At 37.9% G+C, this 18,786-nt stretch carries 16 protein-coding genes; 12 read left to right on the forward strand and 4 right to left on the reverse strand.

Features of this window, described 5'->3' with window-relative positions:
* Positions 1 to 8 precede the first annotated feature (8 nt).
* The 7 genes from serS (at position 9) to AC27HL_RS15070 (ending at position 8,299) form a co-directional block, all read left to right on the forward strand.
* Entirely contained in the window at positions 9 to 1,289 is a 1,281-nt protein-coding gene (serS, locus tag AC27HL_RS15040; protein ID WP_487081861.1) for a serine--tRNA ligase, read from the forward strand.
* A 178-nt stretch (positions 1,290 to 1,467) separates the two neighbouring features.
* Entirely contained in the window at positions 1,468 to 1,953 is a 486-nt protein-coding gene (locus AC27HL_RS15045; RefSeq protein ID WP_487081862.1) for a TlpA family protein disulfide reductase, read from the forward strand.
* Positions 1,954 to 2,018: 65 nt separating this feature from the next.
* A complete protein-coding gene (locus tag AC27HL_RS15050) occupies positions 2,019 to 3,146 on the forward strand; it encodes a M14 family metallopeptidase (RefSeq protein WP_487081863.1) in 1,128 nt (375 codons plus the stop codon).
* 74 nt (positions 3,147 to 3,220) lie between these two features.
* Positions 3,221 to 4,717 (forward strand): alanine/glycine:cation symporter family protein, encoded by a 1,497-nt coding sequence (locus AC27HL_RS15055; RefSeq protein WP_487081864.1) that lies wholly within the window; start codon positions 3,221 to 3,223, stop codon positions 4,715 to 4,717.
* A gap of 77 nt (positions 4,718 to 4,794) precedes the next feature.
* Positions 4,795 to 5,121: a zinc ribbon domain-containing protein gene (locus AC27HL_RS15060; protein WP_487081865.1), complete on the forward strand. Its 327-nt coding sequence runs from the start codon at positions 4,795 to 4,797 to the stop codon at positions 5,119 to 5,121.
* A gap of 38 nt (positions 5,122 to 5,159) precedes the next feature.
* The gene (locus AC27HL_RS15065) at positions 5,160 to 5,444 is read left to right on the forward strand and encodes a YeaC family protein (protein WP_487081866.1); all 285 of its coding nucleotides are present in this window, start codon (positions 5,160 to 5,162) and stop codon (positions 5,442 to 5,444) included.
* Entirely contained in the window at positions 5,441 to 8,299 is a 2,859-nt protein-coding gene (locus AC27HL_RS15070) for a DUF349 domain-containing protein (protein WP_487081867.1), read from the forward strand. The genes AC27HL_RS15065 and AC27HL_RS15070 overlap by 4 nt, the downstream gene beginning before the upstream one ends.
* Positions 8,300 to 8,376: 77 nt before the next feature.
* On the opposite strand, the gene ansA is transcribed toward AC27HL_RS15070, so the two are convergent.
* Positions 8,377 to 9,393, reverse strand: coding sequence for an asparaginase (gene ansA / locus AC27HL_RS15075; RefSeq protein ID WP_487081868.1), 1,017 nt, complete (start codon positions 9,391 to 9,393; stop codon positions 8,377 to 8,379).
* A 224-nt stretch (positions 9,394 to 9,617) separates the two neighbouring features.
* Positions 9,618 to 11,480: a signal peptide peptidase SppA gene (sppA, locus tag AC27HL_RS15080; RefSeq protein WP_487081869.1), complete on the reverse strand. Its 1,863-nt coding sequence runs from the start codon at positions 11,478 to 11,480 to the stop codon at positions 9,618 to 9,620.
* A 338-nt stretch (positions 11,481 to 11,818) separates the two neighbouring features.
* Between sppA and AC27HL_RS15085 the strand changes: the two genes are divergently transcribed.
* Positions 11,819 to 12,367 carry a nitroreductase family protein gene (locus tag AC27HL_RS15085; RefSeq protein ID WP_487081870.1) on the forward strand — a complete coding sequence of 183 codons (549 nt, stop codon included), beginning with the start codon at positions 11,819 to 11,821 and terminating at the stop codon, positions 12,365 to 12,367.
* A 74-nt stretch (positions 12,368 to 12,441) separates the two neighbouring features.
* On the opposite strand, the gene asnS is transcribed toward AC27HL_RS15085, so the two are convergent.
* Entirely contained in the window at positions 12,442 to 13,842 is a 1,401-nt protein-coding gene (gene asnS / locus AC27HL_RS15090; protein WP_487081871.1) for an asparagine--tRNA ligase, read from the reverse strand.
* A 146-nt stretch (positions 13,843 to 13,988) separates the two neighbouring features.
* Here asnS and AC27HL_RS15095 point away from each other — a divergent pair, with 146 nt between their 5' ends.
* Positions 13,989 to 14,366, forward strand: coding sequence for a hypothetical protein (locus AC27HL_RS15095; RefSeq protein WP_487081872.1), 378 nt, complete (start codon positions 13,989 to 13,991; stop codon positions 14,364 to 14,366).
* Here AC27HL_RS15095 and bioA read toward each other — a convergent pair.
* Positions 14,363 to 15,664 (reverse strand): adenosylmethionine--8-amino-7-oxononanoate transaminase, encoded by a 1,302-nt coding sequence (bioA, locus tag AC27HL_RS15100; RefSeq protein WP_487081873.1) that lies wholly within the window; start codon positions 15,662 to 15,664, stop codon positions 14,363 to 14,365. The genes AC27HL_RS15095 and bioA overlap by 4 nt on opposite strands.
* Before the next feature lie 100 nt (positions 15,665 to 15,764).
* Between bioA and bioB the strand changes: the two genes are divergently transcribed.
* The 3 genes from bioB to bioC are packed head-to-tail and all read left to right on the forward strand — an operon-like array spanning position 15,765 to position 18,766.
* Complete coding sequence (gene bioB, locus AC27HL_RS15105) at positions 15,765 to 16,820, forward strand: biotin synthase BioB (protein ID WP_487081874.1); 1,056 nt, start codon at positions 15,765 to 15,767, stop codon at positions 16,818 to 16,820.
* Positions 16,821 to 16,826: 6 nt separating this feature from the next.
* Positions 16,827 to 17,981 carry an aminotransferase class I/II-fold pyridoxal phosphate-dependent enzyme gene (locus tag AC27HL_RS15110; protein WP_487081875.1) on the forward strand — a complete coding sequence of 385 codons (1,155 nt, stop codon included), beginning with the start codon at positions 16,827 to 16,829 and terminating at the stop codon, positions 17,979 to 17,981.
* The gene (gene bioC / locus AC27HL_RS15115) at positions 17,981 to 18,766 is read left to right on the forward strand and encodes a malonyl-ACP O-methyltransferase BioC (protein ID WP_487081876.1); all 786 of its coding nucleotides are present in this window, start codon (positions 17,981 to 17,983) and stop codon (positions 18,764 to 18,766) included. The genes AC27HL_RS15110 and bioC overlap by 1 nt, the downstream gene beginning before the upstream one ends.
* Positions 18,767 to 18,786: the final 20 nt, after the last annotated feature.

Consider the following 18,786-nt stretch of genomic DNA (forward strand, 5'->3'; position numbering starts at 1 on the left):
GACATATCATGCTTGATCCAAAACTACTTAGAACAGACATAGAAAACACAGCAGCTGAACTTGCCAAAATAGGCTACACGTTAGATACCGCCCAACTAGTTGAGTTGGAGGCACAACGTAAAGCTATTCAAATGAAAACGCAAGATTTACAAAATCAGCGTAAAATTCGCTCTAAGTCGATAGGACAAGCTAAAGCGCGTGGTGAAGACATTCAACCTTTACTTGCTGAAGTAAGTAAATTTGGTGATGAATTAGAAGCGGCGAAAGAAGCGCAAAGTGAAATTCTTGCAAAAATTGATAATATCGCTTCAGCTATCCCGAATTTGGTTCATGAATCAGTGCCAGTGGGTGCTAGCGAAGACGACAACGTTGAAGTTAAACGTTGGGGTACGCCTCGTGAATTTGATTTTGAAGTAAAAGATCACGTTGATGTTGCTGGTGCTCTTGATAAAGGTCTTGATTTTGAAAGTGGCGCTAAGCTTGCTGGTACGCGTTTTGCGGTAATGCGTGGCCAAATCGCTAAACTTCATCGTGCACTTGCGCAATTTATGCTTGACGTACACAGTGAAGAGCACGGCTATCAAGAAATGTATGTGCCTTACTTAGTGAATCAAGATTCATTATACGGCACAGGCCAACTACCGAAGTTTGGTGAAGACTTATTTCATACGGATTTAAACAGTAAAAAATTCTCATTGATCCCAACTGCAGAAGTGCCACTTACCAACTTAGTGCGTGACGAAATTGTTGAAGAGCAAGAACTGCCGATTAAGATGTGTGCACACACGCCATGTTTTCGTAGTGAAGCCGGATCATACGGTCGTGATATTCGTGGATTAATTCGCCAACATCAATTTGATAAAGTTGAAATGGTGCAAATCGTTAAGCCAGAAGACTCTTTTAAAGCCTTAGAAGAGTTAACCGGTCATGCTGAAAAAATTCTAGAAAAATTAGAATTACCGTATCGTACCGTTGTACTTTGTACTGGTGATATTGGCTTTAGTGCCACGAAAACTTTCGATATTGAAGTATGGTTACCTGCACAAAATACTTACCGTGAAATCTCATCTTGTTCAAATATGGGTGACTTCCAGGCGCGCAGAATGCAAGCAAGATTCCGCAATAGCGAAACTAACAAGCCAGAACTTGTGCATACCTTAAATGGCTCAGGTTTAGCAGTAGGGCGCACACTTGTTGCGGTATTAGAAAACTACCAACAAGCGGACGGTAGCGTTAATGTACCTACAGTGTTACAACCATACATGAATGGTTGTACTAACATTAGCTAGATTTAATATTAACGGCTAGTTAAAACTTAAAATCCAATACTTAGGTATTGGATTTTTTGTTTAAAGTACCTGAGCTATATTTCATAAACGATTAAATTTTTATTAAGAATAATGAACAAAAAAATCACTAATCAGGTCTTAGTAAATATCGTTTTTATCTTTTAGGATGTATTCGCTTTTGATTCGCAGCATTTTAATTCAAGTTATTGTTTTTTTATTTATTTTTAATGCCGTTGCCATGTTACGTGAAACCAGCATGTTGTCATCGAGTAATGATGTTGTGCCAGTAACACATCAATTAAAAACAATTATGGATAAACCAATCGACTTACAGGCTAATGGTAAAAAAACCATTGTCTATTTTTTTGCTCCTTGGTGCCAAGTATGTAATTTAAGTATTGATAATTTGCAAAATGTTTATCAAAAAACGCCCAACTTAGATGTTATCGCGGTCGCATTAGATTTTGTTGATGTTGAGCAAGTAAAAAAATTTACCATGAATCATCAATTGACCTTTCCTGTGGCATTAGGAAATGAAACGGTAAAAAGTGATTATAAAGTCATGGGTTACCCAAGTTACTATGTTTTAGATGAAGAAAATACAATCATTGCACGTTCTCTTGGCTATTCTTCGGAAATTGGCCTGTATTTAAGGAGTTTTTAGTCTTCTGATCTAATCCGTGTTTGTGTACACTAAGGCTATCAAAATAATAGTGAGCAGAACACCTTATGCAAATTTCAGCAAATTTCGACTCAGGTAATATCGAAGTCATTTCAGCGCAAAACCCTACAGATATTCAACTAGCGATCAAGAAAGATCGTCAATCAGAATTCTACCAATGGTTCCACTTTAAACTGCATAATACCGAGCATACGGAACATGTAATGAAGTTAACCAATGCAGGTAAATCAGCATATGTTGAAGGTTGGAAAAATTATCAAGCGGTTGCTTCTTATGATCGACAAACTTGGTTTCGAGTTCCTACCGAGTTTGACGGTGAAAATTTAACGATTACCTTCACACCTGAGCATGATTCTACCTATTTCGCTTATTTTGCGCCGTATAGTTACGAGCGTCATCAAGATTTAATTCACGGCGCGCAATTAGACATTGATTGTCAGTTACAAGTGTTAGGGCAAACCATAGATGGCCGAGATATTTCGCTATTAAAAGTTGGTGAAGAAGGCGAAGGTAAAAAAGTAATTTGGTTAACTGCCCGTCAACATCCGGGTGAAACTATGGCTGAATGGTTTATGGAAGGCTTTATTGACCGTTTATTGGATGAAGACGACGGCGTTGCGCGTTCTTTACTGAATAATGCTGTATTTTACATGGTTCCAAATATGAACCCAGATGGTTCAGTACGTGGTCACCTTCGTACCAACGCCAATGGCGTAAACTTAAATCGCGAGTGGCAAAATCCTTCTATGGAAAATAGCCCTGAAGTTTATTTAGTTAGAGAAAAAATGCTTGAAACTGGCGTTGATATGCACCTTGATATTCATGGTGATGAAGCATTGCCGTTTAACTTTGTTGCAGGTTGTGAAGGTATTCCATCTTATGACGAGCGTCATAAAGGCTTGGAAGAAAAGTTTAAAAACATATTATTAGCTATCACACCAGAGTTCCAAGATGATAAAGGTTACGACAAAGACGAACCCGGCCAAGCGAACTTAACCGTTTGTTCGAACTGGGTTGGTGAGCAATTTAAATGTTTAGCGTATACCGTAGAAATGCCATTTAAAGATAATGAATTGTTACCTGATTATAGTGTAGGCTGGTCTGATGAACGTAGTAGTTTATTTGGACGTGACTTTTTAACCGCTATTTATCATGTTGTTGACGACTTACGCTAAGGCGTCATTCGATTTAACAACACTTTACAACGCAAATTTAACTTTAGAAAAATAATAATTATCAGGAGTCTAGCGTGCAAGAAATAGTAAATACTTTAAATGGCATAATTTGGAGCCCAGCATTGATTTATCTTTGTTTGGGCACAGGTTTGTTTTTTTCTGTTATAACCCGTTTTGTACAAATTCGTCATTTTCGAGAAATGTGGCGTCTGTTGTTATCTGGAAAAAGCTCTGAACAAGGTATTTCCTCGTTCCAAGCGTTAGCCGTTTCATTATCTGGCCGTGTTGGTACGGGTAATATTGCTGGTGTTGCTGCGGCCATTGGTTTTGGTGGCCCGGGCGCGGTTTTCTGGATGTGGGTGGTAGCATTTTTTGGTGCTGCAACTGCTTATATTGAGTCAACCAATGCGCAAATATACAAAGAAGAGCAAGACGGGTTATACCGTGGTGGTCCAGCTTATTATATTGAAAAAGCCATGGGACAAAAATGGTACGCATGGATATTCGCTATTGCGACTATTTTAGCTTGTGGTGCGTTATTGCCAACTGTGCAGTCAAACAGTATTGGTGAAGCGGTAACTATGGTTTTTGGTACAGGAAACATGCTAGATACAGCACTGGGTCCAATTGCAATGACTAAATTATATACAGCTGTATTTATTGTCATGATTCTTGGTTTTATTATCTTTGGTGGTGTTAAACGTATTGCCAACTTCACCCAGGTTGTTGTACCGTTTATGGCACTTGCATACATTATTATCGCTTGTGTGATGATTTTCCTACATATTGATCGCTTACCTGATATTTTTATGTTGATTATTGGTGATGCGTTCACACCTATGGCTGGTGTAGGTGCTGCTATAGGTTGGGGCGTTAAACGTGGTGTATACTCAAATGAAGCAGGTCAAGGTACAGGTCCACATGCTGCTGCGGCGGCTGAAGTTGCTCACCCGGCACAACAAGGTTTAGTACAAGCGTTTTCAGTATACATTGATACGTTATTTGTTTGTTCAGCAACAGCATTTATGATTTTAATTACCCAGTCATATAATGTGCAATTGGAAGGTGAGGCAAGCTTTATTGTGCAAAATATTGCTGGTGATATTGCGGCTAACAGTCCAGCTTATACACAAATAGCAGTGGAAAGTATGTTATCTGGATTTGGTAAGCCATTTATTGCCGTGGCACTATTTTTCTTTGCCTTTACCACCATTTTAGCTTACTACTTTATCGCTGAAAATAATGTTTCGTACATTAAACGTACCTTTAACTTCCCAGCACTTACCTTTTTATTAAAGGTGTTGATCATGACTGCAACATTCTACGGTACAGTAAAAGCTGCAGATGTTGCTTGGGGTATGGGTGATGTAGGTGTTGGCATGATGGCATGGTTAAACATCATTGGCATTATCGTTATTTTCTTTATGGCTAAGCCAGCAGTGAAAGCGCTAAAGGATTACGAGCGTCAACAAAAAGAAGGGGTGGAAGAATATACTTTTGATCCAAAATCGTTAGAAATTGAAAATGCAGATTTCTGGCAAAAACGATTAGAACAAAAAAATAATAAATAAATACTATTTATTGAAGAAAAACGCCCGCAAGGGCGTTTTTTTTAGGTAAAATAAACTATCGAAATAAAGGTGAATATATGGCCGTAATTAATTGCCCAAGTTGTAAAAAGAAAATTTCTGATAAAGCAAAAACTTGCTCTCACTGTCAACTTGATATGAGTAATTTAGACGCAGATAAAATTGCACAACTTAAAAAAGTCAGTGCGGTAGAAAAGTCGCAACAACTAATGAATCATTCGTTTATCGCTATGTTGTTATTTTGTGGTGGTTTTCTATTTTTGTATTGGCAGAACGCGCAACCCGGCACTTGGCAATATATTGCTTCAATCACCAGTGCTGTGCTTGGTTTTATTTTATACATAGTAACCCGTGTTCGCTTGATATTGATTAAACGAAGTCGTTAGTTATTTTAAATATATAAATTGTAGTTAAAGAGATTCCCATGGATATCATTCAATTAGTCGACAATATGTCAGAAGAAATGTATTTACGTTTGAAATGCGCCGCTGAAACTGGCAAATGGCCTGACGGAACATCAGTAGACAAAGAACAGCAAATGTCAGCCGTACAAATTACCATGGCATACCAGTCGAAGCATTTAAATTCAGATCAAACATTGTCAATTGGTCCGAAAGGCGAAATGATAATAAAAACAAAAAGTGAACTACGTTCAGATTTCCCACAAGCAGAAGATAGCAATAGTATTGCTAGGTTTTCCGATTTATGATTTTTTCCAAGTTTTTAAAAAAGAAGTGGCAACACAAAGACAGTGTTGTAAGAGTTGAAGCGATAAATAATAGTTTGTCGATTAACACACCTGAAGATTATGACATTATTTCGCAATTAGCACTTTATGATGATAGTGAAAATGTAAGACGTGCAGCACTAATTAAACTGGCAAGTTTTCAATCTTGGTTAATGCACAGCCAAGAGAATTCAATGGCAAAAATAAAGCAGTATGCCCAAAAGAAAGTTGAAGCAATTTTAACTGAACAAGATGCCATAAAAGTTACTGAGCAAGAAAAGTTAGATTATATTGCTAACTATAATTATTTCAGTTTTTTCGAAAACTGGCTAAAGATTGCAGAACAAGCAAAGCTGATCATTACGCTATTTGAAAAATTAGCCAGTAAAACATCGGCGAATGAACAAAAAGCAAAAACAAATTTAAAACCACAGCTGCTAATTAGCTTATTCGAACAAAAGCAAAATGTCGAAGTTCAGCAGTATATTCTTGATAAAGTAGATGACTTAGTCACCTTAGAAAAACTTAAGAAAAAAGCAACTAATGAGGCTATTGCTAAGCAAATTGAAGAAAAAGTTTCAGCGCTTCAGTTTGCACTAGAACAGCCGATAATTTTAACAAAAAAAGTAAACTTAGTTTTAGCTAAGTTACAAGCGCTAAAAGATCAAAGTGATTATGTGCTTTATATTAAAAAGCGACAAGCGCTTGAAAGTGAATGGTTTGCTCTTGTTGAAACCTTTGATTGTTTAGCAAATGAGGTAAGTACAGAGTTTATTAATAAACAGCAGGGCATAATTGAAAGTCTAACGAAACTTTTTGCAGTAAAAGCCGAACAATTCGAACAGGCTGAGCTTGTAAGAAAGTTAGAAGCAGATAAACAAAAAAGTCGAATACACTTTGACAAAACGTTAACGATAGTTGATCAAACCCTGACCACTAGCATTTTTGAAAGTGAAGAGATTGATGAGCAACAATATCAAACGGTGTTCGACAAGCTTACCAGTGAAATTATGGCTTCGCCTTTACATAAAGACGAGCAAAACACTTTCATTGCAAAAATTTGTCAACAGCAGCAAAAGCTACAACAATTGCCCGAAATAGCTCAGTCGGTAAGTGATGCAACCCATTTAATATCTAAAGTTTCGCAATTAGCATTACCAAGCAATATTGAAGAAATGAATGAGCGCCTGCCAACGTATCAAGCTTGGTTAGCTGATTGGCAAAACGCGGAAAAACTTTCCGCAGGTAGTTTGCCAGAGTCAATTAAAAATGCCTCGCAAGAAATTCAGCAAAACTGGCGTAAAGCATTAAAACCACTACAACAAGCGCAAAAACAGGAGTTTTCAGTTACCCAAAAGAAATTGCATGACGTAAAGCGCTTAATTGGCGCTGGCAAATATAATGCCGCTTTTGGGGTCTTTAAAAAGGTTAAGCAACTTTTTTCTGCTTTGTCTGAGCAGCAACAACAAAGACTTCAGCGAGAATTTGATAACGTTAGTGAAAAAATTGCTGACTTGGCAGATTGGGAACATTATATTGCTACACCTCGTAAACAGCAGTTATTGGTTGAAATAAAAGCGATTGTCGAAACACCATTGGATAATCCAAATGAGCAAGCTGAAAAAGTAAAGCAATACCGAAAAACCTGGAATAGTTTAGGTCATGCTGATGATGATGCTGAAAAAGAGCTCAATTTTGAATTTAATCAGCTTTGTGAAACCGCATTCGCACCGTGTCGTTTATACTTTGCAGAACAAGAAAAATTACGTGAACAGCATTTACAGGCAAGAAAGTCGTTGTTAGTGCAAGCGCAAAAACTTGTTGATGACTTGCAAAGTCAACAATCAAACATAGCGACAACAATTGACTTTAAGGCTTTTGATACCGAACTAAACAAATTGCTCAGGCAATGGCAAAGTGCTGGGCAAGTTGATCGAAATGTCTATCAAGAGATCAATCAGCAGTTTAATAGTGCTTTACAGCCAATAAAATTAGCTATTAAGCAATTTCACCATGAGAATAAGCAAGCAAAGTTGGCATTAATTGAAAAAGCTGAAGCTTTATTAGCTGAAGATGACATATACTCTGCGGTTTCACAAGTTAAGTTATTACAAACTCAATGGCGCGATACTGGCTATGCCGGTAATAAAGTCGAAAACAAGTTATGGCAAAATTTTAGAAAAATAAATGATGAAATTTTTTCTAAGCGCGAACAGCAAAATGCCCGTGAAAAAGATGCAACCTCAGCAAAACTTGTAGAGTTTAAAGCGCTACTTGAGAAGCTAGAAAAAGAGCTTGCAGTTGCAGATAACGTAGCTCAGTTACAACAAGTTGAGCAATCACTATCTTCATTAAAACAAGATGTGCAACAACAAAAACCGAAAATGTCAGGTTTAGATAAAGCTATAAGCCAAGCGGAAAAGATAACTGCTGAGAAAATTACAGCGTGTAAAATTTCCCTTGAAAAGCAACAGTGGCAAAATGTTTTTCAGGTTATTGAAGAAAGTGTCTCGCAAGCACAAGATTTTTCATGTCATGAGAATTTTTCTGCCTTAAGCCAGGCATGGCAGAAACGGCTATTGGAATTAACTAACTTGAAAAAAGATGCGCACCGAGATGAATTAACTTTAGAGTTAGAAATACTATCTGGCGTAACTTCGCCAGCAGAACTTCAGCAAAAGCGTATGGCTGTGCAAGTAAACCTAATGCAAGAACAAATGTCATCGGGAAATAGCATAGATTTACCTGCTAAGTTTAACCAATGGCTTATGCTAGGCACGTTGAATAAACAAGATATTGAACAATTGCAAAGAGTTAAGTCTATATTTGTTAATTAATTGCTTTTGGAACGCTAAAATAAAAAGCCAGCTGCAATATCGTTTTGCAACTGGCTTTATTATTTGGAAAGCTAAATTTATTTGTTTACGGTTAATTCACCACGTAAATTTGCTTGTAATAGTTGGCAAATTTCGGCGTGTGAATAGTCTTTGCTTAAAAGATAATGCAATTTTGTTAGCGTTGCTTCAAGCGTCATATCGCTACCACTGATCACACCTATGTTATTTAGCGCCGCACCGGTTGCATAACCACTCATATTGACCGTGCCTTTAATGCACTGGCTACAATTTACAATAACGATCCCTTGCTCATTTGCGTTTTTTAAGCAATCTAACAAGGCTTGATCTTGAGGAGCATTGCCAACACCGTAGCTTCTAATAATCAATGCTTTAACTGGTTGCTTAATTATGTTTTTAATAAGTTCCACTGAAATACCAGGATATAAATGAACAACACCTATGGGTTGTGGGGTAATATTGGCTAGTTTTAACGGCTCTGTACTTGCGTATGAAATTGTGCCTTCGAGCAGTTTAATATTAATTCCTGCTTCGAGTAATGGTGTTAAATTTGGTGAATCAAAGGCGTCAAAACCGTCGGCGTAAGCTTTAATGCAGCGGTTACCTCGAAATAATTTGTTGTTGAAATATAAACCAACTTCGGCAATCGGGTAGTTAGCAGCAATATAAAGTGAATTAAGTAAATTCTCTTGGCCGTCAGAGCGCAATTGGCTTAACGGGATTTGTGAGCCGGTAACAATAACAGGTTTAGTTAAGTTTTCTAACATAAAAGACAATGCCGAACTGGTATATGCCATAGTATCGGTACCATGCAAAACTACAAAACCATCATACTCGTTATAATGCTGCTGTATATCATTGGCGATTCGCTGCCAATCTAAAGGCGACATATTTGAAGAGTCAATTAATGGTTGGTATTCATTAATGGTAAACTCTGGCATTTCTTGACGGTGAAAGTCAGGCATGTTCATAATAGCATCAGTTAAATGCTGTTTCTGGGGAATATAGCCATTTTCACTAGGTTTCATGCCAATTGTGCCGCCTGTGTAGGCGATATAAATGCGTTTTCTCATCATTAAAGTCTTTTGGTGAATCACTTAAATTAGTATCTATGCTAAACGAATAATTAAGCGTTAGATAAAGATGTGCCAATTGTACATAAAGCTGCTACCAACAAGCTAGCGAAAGCTAGTAGCAAGGTAAATTATTTTCTATTTATTGGCTAACAATAGCTATAAAAAAGCCCCGAATATTCGAGGCTGAAAAGGTAAGTTTTTTAATTAATAGTAAGGGTAAATATTTATTCAACCTCACAGGCTAAACAAAAAGAATAAATGCCTTGTGGATCATTAAGCTGTGCCATTTGTTTAAGCTCACTAGAAAGCTTGTTAAATACAGTTGTAAAGCTGTTTTCCTGATAGTGAGTAGCAGACGGTTTACCTAATAAAGCGGATGCCTGACCAAACAAATTATCCATAATTTTGGCACGTTCACTACGCTCTTTTTCTATAAGTTTTGTTTCAAAACTATCTAAATTTACAAGTTTCGCGGCAGCATTTACCGCATCATCTAAATCACCTAATTCATCGACAAGGCCTAATTCTTGCGCTTTTCGGCCTGACCAAACTCGGCCTTGTGCTATGGCATCAACTTGTGCTGGATTCATATTACGATTTTCTGCAACCAATTCGATAAAGTCGCGATAGCCGCGTTCAATATTCAATTGCACAATATTGGCCATACCGGGTGTTAACTCGCGTGTTAGGCCAAAGCCTGCAATGTCTGTGGTACCAACACCATCAGTAAATACGCCGAGTTTACTTAGAGTATTCTCAAAGGTCATGAAAAAACCAAATATACCGATCGAACCTGTAATGGTTGTTGGTGCTGCGTAAATCTTGTCGGCCGGAGCAGAAATCCAATAACCACCTGAAGCTGCATAGGTGCCCATTGATGCTATTACAGGTTTACCTGCTTTTTTAATTAACTCTACTTCTTGGCGTATCACTTCAGAGGCATAAGCACTGCCGCCTGGGCTGTCTACACGTAAGACTACAGCTTTTACTGAGTTATCTTCTCGTGCCTGACGTAATAAATTAGCGGTACTTCGACCGCCAATAAGTCCAGGTTTTTGATTACCGTTTAATATCGTACCTTTGGCAACAATTACCGCGACCTTATCTTGGCCTAAACTTCCTGTTGTTGTTTTAGGAGCTATTTCCGTTAGGTATTCTTTAAATGAAATTCGTTTATAACTGTCTTCACCATCGCTACCAACAAGTTTAACTAAGTCACTGGTAATTTCTGCGCGAGTTTTTAATTGGTCAACCCATTTATTTTGTAAAGCGTATTCTGCAACATTACCATCTGCGGCTTTTAATTTTGCAACAAGGACATCAACATTTTCATCGAAGTTACTGACATCAAAGCCACGCTGCTTAGCTACATCCGTTTTATATTGTTGCCACAAGTCGTTTAGCCATAATTGATTAGCTTCTTTGGCAGCATCTGACATGTCATCACGCAAATAAGGCTCAACCGCCGATTTATAAGTACCAACACGGAATACATGCTGACTAATTGATAATTTTTCTAGCGCAGATTTAAAGTAGAGTTGGTAGCGGCCATAGCCGTCTAATAACATCCAGCCCTTTGGATTTAACCAAACTTCATCTGCATGGCTGGCAAGATAATATTGGTTTTGGCTGTACTGCTCACCAAAAGCGATAACTTTTTTCTCACTGGCTTTAAAATCAATAAGGGCGTCAGCAATATCTCTGAGTTTAGTGATGCCAGAGCCACGCATATTTTTAAGATCTAGCACTAATGTTGAAATTCGATCATCATCTTTAGCGCGAGCAATGACAGCTAGAATATCTGACAGCAATACTTCTGGTGCTTTCTCAGGGCGTTCAAGTGCTTCGTTGATAAAAGTATCCATTGGATCAATTTCATACTTTTGTTCAACAATATCACCGCGAAAATCTAGCACTAACGCAGAGCCATTTTCAATATTGATGCGTTCTTCTTCGCTTGTCATAGCAATAAAAATGACCAATAGCAGGGTAAAGAAAACCAAATTGATAATAATTTTCCGCGATGTATTCAATAAACTGAATAAACCAAATATTATGCGGGCGAAAGTACCTCTATTTTCTTTCATACAATTTCATCGATAAGTTGTTTTAAATTTAGATAGCTATATGCTACTTAAAATTCCCTTGCTTAAGTAGTCGTAAATGTAAATATTTTTGTCGTGAAGGGGGTTGAAAGCAAAATAGGTTAAATTGGTTCTACTTTAGTATGCAGTATTGAGTGCAATTTTATTTTTTATAAGCTAGTTTGAAAATTTTTATAAAAGCCTGTGATTTTTATCATGAAAAGATGATATTGTAGCGACAAGCTAATACTCCTAAGTTACAAATAAGGTGTTAGTTAGATAACAGGGCGTTACATAATAGTTTAACGCTATTAGTTTGAATTTAAGGAAGTTATTTTTTTATGAATGTCTTAGAGTTTTTACATACTCGCCAATCAAATCCTCATTTACAAGGAAGCGCGCCCGAAGAGGCGGTTATCAATAGTATTCTTCAAGCAGGCATGCGAGTACCCGATCATGCAGGGCTAACTCCTTGGCACTTTACGGTTGTTAAAGGAGCTGGTTTAGAAAAATTAAGTAAGGCGTTTAAATCTGCGGTTATTAGCGACGGTGCTGATAATGCAAAAATAGAAAAAGCTGCAAAAATGCCATTTCGTGCGCCATTAATTATTGTAATAAGCACAAAATACCAACAGCATCCAAAAGTACCGAAGCAAGAACAATTAATAACGGCAGGTTGCTCTGCCCACGCCATGCAAATGGCAGCGACAAGTTTAGGGCTTGGCGCTATGTGGCGCACGGGTGAAATGAGTTATCATCCACTGGTAAAAGAGCGTTTAAATATTGCCTTACATGAAGACATAGTTGGCTTTTTGTATATAGGTGATAAAGCGAAAGAGCTGCCATTAAAGCTTAGCAAACCAGTAACCGATTTTACTAGCCAGTTTTAATGTTTAATCATCGTAGCTATTAGATTAAAAAAGCCCTCAAATGAGGGCTTTTTTAATGACGATTTAAGCTAAAATTAAAACGCTGCGTTATTTGGCGTTCTTGGGAATGGGATAACATCACGAACATTTTGCATACCGGTTGCATAAGCAACTAAGCGCTCAAAACCTAAGCCAAATCCTGAGTGAGGTACAGTACCGTAACGACGAAGATCGCGATACCAACTGTAATCAGCTGGATCTAAGTTCATTTCCGCTAATCGCTTATCTAATACATCTAATCTTTCTTCACGTTGGCTACCACCAATAATCTCACCAATTCCTGGTGCTAAAATATCCATCGCAGCAACGGTTTTTTCATCTTCATTTAGACGCATGTAGAACGACTTAATATCTTTTGGATAGTTTTGTAAGACAACAGGGCCGTTAAAATGTTCTTCTGCTAAATAACGTTCGTGCTCTGAGTTTAGATCAACACCCCAAGATACTTTATTTTCAAACTTTTTATCACAGTTTTCTAAAATAGTAATCGCATCGGTGTAATCTAAACGAACAAAGTCATTATTAATTACTGAGTTTAAACGATCGATAACAGTTTTATCGACGCGTTGTTGGAAAAAGGCCATGTCGTCAGCACGCTCTTCCAGTACGGCCTTAAATACATATTTCAGCATTTCTTCAGCTAAGTCGGCAGCATCAGCTAAATCAGCAAAGGCGATTTCTGGTTCTATCATCCAAAATTCAGCTAAATGACGTGTTGTATTTGAATTCTCAGCACGGAACGTTGGACCAAAAGTATAAACTTTTGACATTGCACAACAGTAGGTTTCAACGTTTAATTGTCCCGATACAGTCAGAAAAGTCTCTTTGCCAAAAAAGTCTTGGTTATAATCAACAGAGCCTTGTTCGTTGCGCGGCAAATTTTCCATATCTAGGGTACTAACGCGGAACATTTCTCCAGCACCTTCACAATCGCTACCAGTAATTAATGGCGTACTGATCCAAAAATATCCTTTGCTATGTAAAAAGCGATGAACCGCTTGTGCCAAGGTATTACGAACACGAGTCACAGCACCACCAATATTTGTCCGTGGACGTAAATGTGCTTGTTCTCGTAAAAACTCAATACTATGGCGCTTAGCAGCCATAGGGTAAGTGTCAGGATCTTCAACTAAACCAAGGACCTCAACTTGCTCAGCTTGTAATTCGAAAGACTGACCTTTACCTGGAGATTCAACTAAAATACCCGTTACTTTTACTGCCGCACCTGTGGTTAGTTTTAATACATCAGTCTGATAATTTTCTAAATTATTCGGAGCAATTGCTTGAATAGCGTCAAAACATGAACCGTCATGTATTGCTAAAAATGAAATACCGGCTTTAGAATCACGACGTGTGCGGATCCAACCATGGATAGTAATTGATTCATTAACAGGGTATTTTCCTGCCAAGATATCAGTAATTGCTATAACTGACATTTACAAACCTCTTTTCTGTCAAAATGTGCTGAAATTTTAAGGATTGATATGTTACCTTGCTGGTAAGGTTTAACAAGTAAAAGTTGATAAATCCGGTCTATATGAAAAGAAAAATTTAAATTTTGCTAGAAAAGGCTGTATTAACGATGAAAATTGAGTACAAAGAGCGAAGGAATGCAGCTGATGTATGGACATACGTGGTAAGAACATTAGCCATTGTTGGTTGGGGGTTATTCGTGTTTGCCTTGGTTATGTCGTATTATGCTGCACCTGATCATGATTATGGCATTTTACGTTATCATAACATTGAAATTCGAAAATTTTGGCTAACACCGCTAACAGGCTATTTATATATCGTATTATGGCTAAGCGCATTAAGTAGCTATTTTTGTTTGATATTAGATAAATACCGTAATCGACGTAAAAGCGATGGCGGCCATTTCAATATGATTTTATTGTTGGTGATCACCATCGCTTGGGTAAGTTTTATCTTAGTACAAATATCTGAAGCTAATGTTGGTTAATCTGTAAAACAGTCATCTTCGTTAAGCACGGTGGAAATGGCTGTTATTAGTTGTTTGATATCTTCTGGCTGACTAACAAAGGGCGGCATTATATATATAAGCTTTCCAAAAGGGCGTATCCACGCGCCCATTTCCACAAAGCGTTTTTGGATGTTCGCCATATTAACGTTTTGCTTAGTTTCAACAACACCTATGCCGCCTAACACACGACTACTATAAACACGTTGGTGTTGTTTAAGTGGTAACAGCAACTCAATCAATAACTGTTCTATATCAGCAATTTGTTGTTGCCATTGATTACGTTTTAAAATCGCTAGACTTGCATTGGCAACAGCGCAAGCTAAAGGGTTACCCATAAAGGTAGGGCCGTGCATAAAACATCCGGCTTCACCATTACTGATAGCATTGGCAATTTCATCTGTGCACAAGGTTGCAGCAAGCGTCATATATCCACCAGTTAATGTTTTACCTAAACAAATAATATCAGGGCTGATATCAGCCCATTCACAAGCAAACAATTTACCGGTTCGACCTAGCCCAGTCGCAATTTCATCCGCTATCATTAATACATGGTATTTATCGCATAATTCTCTACAGGCCTTTAAATAATTAGGGTGGTAAAAACGCATACCACCGGTACCTTGCACAATAGGCTCAATAATAAACGCTGCTATTTCTTGGTGATGCTGTTTAAATAGCGATGATAGCTCTTCTAATTCGCTTGCATCCCACTCTTCATCAATTGCGGTTTTTGGTGCAGGAGCAAAAAAGTTTTTCATTAACACCGGCTCAAAAAGCTGATGCATGCCGTTAATTGGATCACAAACTGACATGGCAGCAAAGGTATCGCCATGATAGCCGTTTCTTACGGTTAAAATTTTGTGCTTTTCTGGCTTATTTTTACTGTGCCAATATTGAATTGACATTTTCAGTGCAACTTCAACAGCAACTGAGCCGCTGTCACTCAGAAAAACTTTATTTAAACCAACAGGGGTTATATCAATTAAGGTTTTTGATAATTCAACGGCGGGTGTATGGGTTAAACCGCCAAACATGACATGAGAAAACTGCTTTGCTTGATTAACCAATGCTGCATTTAACTCTGGGTGATTATAACCATGTAAAACTGACCACCAAGATGACATGCCATCAACAAGACGCTCACCTGACGCCAAAGTAATATGTACACCTTTAGCAGATGCGACTAAATAGGAAGGTAAAGGTTTTGACATGGAAGTATAAGGGTGCCAAACGTGTTTTTTGTCAAAACTTAAAATATCTGATTGTTTTTTGTTCATATGTAAAGCTTGCTTTGGTAAATTAGTTGACATCTTTGAGCTGGCGCATAGACTACCCGTTAAATAATCTAGATGCAATTTTCCTAACGAGCAAAATACCATGACACAACCTACCTTAAACCACAGTGAAATTCGTCATAATTGGCAGGCCCATGAAGTGAAGGCATTATTTGATATGCCATTTAATGACTTAATGTTTAAGGCGCAGTTAGTACATAGAGAGAACTTTAACCCAAATGAAGTACAAGTTAGCACATTGCTTTCAATCAAAACTGGCGCATGCCCGGAAGATTGTAAATATTGTTCGCAAAGCTCTCGCTATAAAACTGATATCGACAAAGAACGATTAATGGAAATTGAAAAAGTACTCGAAGCAGCAAAAATTGCTAAAGAGCAAGGTTCAACGCGCTTTTGTATGGGCGCTGGCTGGCGTAACCCAAAAGCTCGTGATATGCCACATGTTGTTGAAATGGTGAAGGGCGTTAAGGCCATGGGGTTAGAAACCTGTATGACCTTAGGTATGTTGTCATCTGAACAAGCTGATGAGCTACAAGAGGCAGGATTAGATTACTATAATCACAACTTAGACACCTCACCAGAGCACTATAATCAAATTATTACTACCCGTACTTACCAAGATAGGTTAGACACACTTTCTAATGTTAGAAATTCAGGTATGAAAGTATGTAGTGGTGGTATTGTTGGCTTAGGTGAAGAAAGTAAAGACCGTGCCTCGTTATTAGCACAACTTGCTAACCTTTCTCCTCAGCCTGAAAGTGTACCAATTAACATGTTGGTTAAAATTGAAGGTACGCCATTATCTGATGTTGCTGATTTAGATCATTTTGAGTTTATTCGTTGTATTGCTGTGGCGCGTATTATGATGCCGAAAAGTCATGTACGTTTATCGGCGGGGCGTGATGCCATGAACGAACAAATGCAATCAATGTGCTTTTTAGCTGGCGCAAATTCAATATTTTACGGTTGCAAACTGTTAACTACCGGCAACCCTGAGGCAAATAAAGACATGATGTTGTTCGAACGCCTTGGTATTAATACCGAAACCATCGCCAACTCAGGTGATGAAGAGCAGCGTTTAAGAACTGCGGTGGTGGATCAGCAAAATAGCGACCTGTTTTATAATGCAGTTAACTAATTCCTGATGGCGTTTGAGTTTCTCGCAGAAAGAATTGACTCGCAGCATGCACAGGCGCGCTATCGGATGCGCCAATGTGTTGCCGAGCAAAATGGCCGAGAAGTCATTATAGATGATAAAAAATACTTAAATTTTTCATCTAATGATTACTTAGGCTTAAACCATCACAGTGAAATTAATAAAGCATTACAACAAGGTGCTGAAAAATTTGGTACTTGTGCAAGTGGTTCAAGTTTAATAACAGGCTACTCGTATGCACATCAAGCACTAGAGCATGATATTTGTGACTGGCTTAATAAGCCTAGGTGCTTATTATTCGCCAGTGGCTTTTCTGCTAATAACGCCATGATGCAGGCTTTAGGTGATAAAAATTGTCATTTATACTTAGACAAATTAAGCCATGCCTCATTAATTGATGGTGCATTAGATAGTAAGGCAACGGTTAAACGCTTTTTACATAATGATACTCAACAACTTGAACGTTTATTGGTAACAGCCCAACTTAAGCAAAATATCTGCCCTAATAAGGTTATTGTTTCTGAGGGCGTATTTAGCATGGATGGAGACCAAGCAAAAATTAAAGAGTTATCCGCTGTTGCCCGTACGCATCAAGCGCTTCTTTATATAGATGACGCTCATAGCATTGGTGTGATTGGTAATAAAGGTCAAGGCAGCATCGCTAATGCAAATATCGATATTGTAATGGCGACGTTTGGTAAAGCTTTGGCAACTAGCGGGGCATTTGTTGCATGTGATGAATTGTTAGCAGAATATCTAGTTAATTTTTCTCGTCACTACATTTACTCAACGGCAATTTCTCCAGCATTAGCATGGGCCACGAGAAAAAGCATAGCAATAGCCCAAAGTGAGTCGTGGCGCCGTGAAAAAATTGTTGAGCTTAGTGAACTATTATCGTCAAAACTTAGCAATAGAGTAAGCTTAATAGAAAATTCATCGTCTATACATGCCATTGTTATTGGCGATGAAACTTCAACGCTAGATGTTTGTCAAAAGTTGCGAGCGAAAGGAATTTGGTTAACTGCCATACGTCCACCAACCGTTCCAAATAACAGTTCAAGGTTACGCGTTACTATAACATCAAAGCATAATTATAATGATATCAATTACTTAGCAAATTGTATCAATGAGGTTATAAATTAATGTCCGAATTAAATAATCGGTACAAAATAGCAAGATCGTTTGGCTCAGCTAGCGATTCATATGACATTTCGGCACGTTTGCAGCGTTATTGCGGTAAGCATTTAATGCCATGGTTACCAAACCGGAATGATCTAACTGTGGTTGATTTGGGCTCAGGAACTGGTTTTTTCACTGACCTATTAGCAAGTCGGTATCAGCAAGTTATTGGCTTAGATATTTCAACTAAAATGTTGCGCTTTGCGAAAGAAAACCGTAATTCTACAATCTATTGGCTTGAAGCCGATGCTTATAAATTGCCACTTCAGGATAATAGCATAGATTTTATTTATTCAAATTTAATGATCCAGTGGTGTGATCCGCTAAACACTGTACTTGATGAAATAATGCGAGTTTTAAAACCCGGCGGTTTGTTTGTTTTTAGCACATTAATTGAAGGGACGCTATACGAGTTAAAGTCGTCTTGGGCTCAAGTTGACAACGACAAACATGTAATAGATTTTAAGCCAGAAAATGAAATACGTGAGCTTTTAGAAGGGACAGATAGAAAGCTATTAAATGCAAAAGAGCAAGATATCATTTTAGAGTATGAAAATGTTCTGCATTTAGCACATGAATTAAAAGGCTTAGGTGCTAATCATGTGCCTAAAAAACAAGGTAAAGGCTTAGCTGGTAAAGAAAAATGGCAAAAAATGACTGAAAGCTATCAAGACTTTCAAGAGCCTGGCGGTGTTTATCCTGCAACCTATAAAGTTTTTTCTGGTTTGGTAGTAAAATTAAGCGATTAATTTGTTAGTTAACTACCCCC

The sequence above is a fragment of the Colwellia aquaemaris genome (assembly GCF_057548755.1).

Coding starts and splice junctions, on each gene's coding strand:
- serS (WP_487081861.1), top strand. CDS start 9: ATGCTTGATCCAAAACTACTTAGAACAGACATAGAAAACACAGCAGCT.
- AC27HL_RS15050 (WP_487081863.1), top strand. CDS start 2,019: ATGCAAATTTCAGCAAATTTCGACTCAGGTAATATCGAAGTCATTTCA.
- AC27HL_RS15060 (WP_487081865.1), top strand. CDS start 4,795: ATGGCCGTAATTAATTGCCCAAGTTGTAAAAAGAAAATTTCTGATAAA.
- AC27HL_RS15065 (WP_487081866.1), top strand. CDS start 5,160: ATGGATATCATTCAATTAGTCGACAATATGTCAGAAGAAATGTATTTA.
- AC27HL_RS15070 (WP_487081867.1), top strand. CDS start 5,441: ATGATTTTTTCCAAGTTTTTAAAAAAGAAGTGGCAACACAAAGACAGT.
- ansA (WP_487081868.1), bottom strand. CDS start 9,393: ATGATGAGAAAACGCATTTATATCGCCTACACAGGCGGCACAATTGGC.
- sppA (WP_487081869.1), bottom strand. CDS start 11,480: ATGAAAGAAAATAGAGGTACTTTCGCCCGCATAATATTTGGTTTATTC.
- AC27HL_RS15085 (WP_487081870.1), top strand. CDS start 11,819: ATGAATGTCTTAGAGTTTTTACATACTCGCCAATCAAATCCTCATTTA.
- asnS (WP_487081871.1), bottom strand. CDS start 13,842: ATGTCAGTTATAGCAATTACTGATATCTTGGCAGGAAAATACCCTGTT.
- AC27HL_RS15095 (WP_487081872.1), top strand. CDS start 13,989: ATGAAAATTGAGTACAAAGAGCGAAGGAATGCAGCTGATGTATGGACA.
- bioA (WP_487081873.1), bottom strand. CDS start 15,664: ATGAACAAAAAACAATCAGATATTTTAAGTTTTGACAAAAAACACGTT.
- bioB (WP_487081874.1), top strand. CDS start 15,765: ATGACACAACCTACCTTAAACCACAGTGAAATTCGTCATAATTGGCAG.
- AC27HL_RS15110 (WP_487081875.1), top strand. CDS start 16,827: ATGGCGTTTGAGTTTCTCGCAGAAAGAATTGACTCGCAGCATGCACAG.
- bioC (WP_487081876.1), top strand. CDS start 17,981: ATGTCCGAATTAAATAATCGGTACAAAATAGCAAGATCGTTTGGCTCA.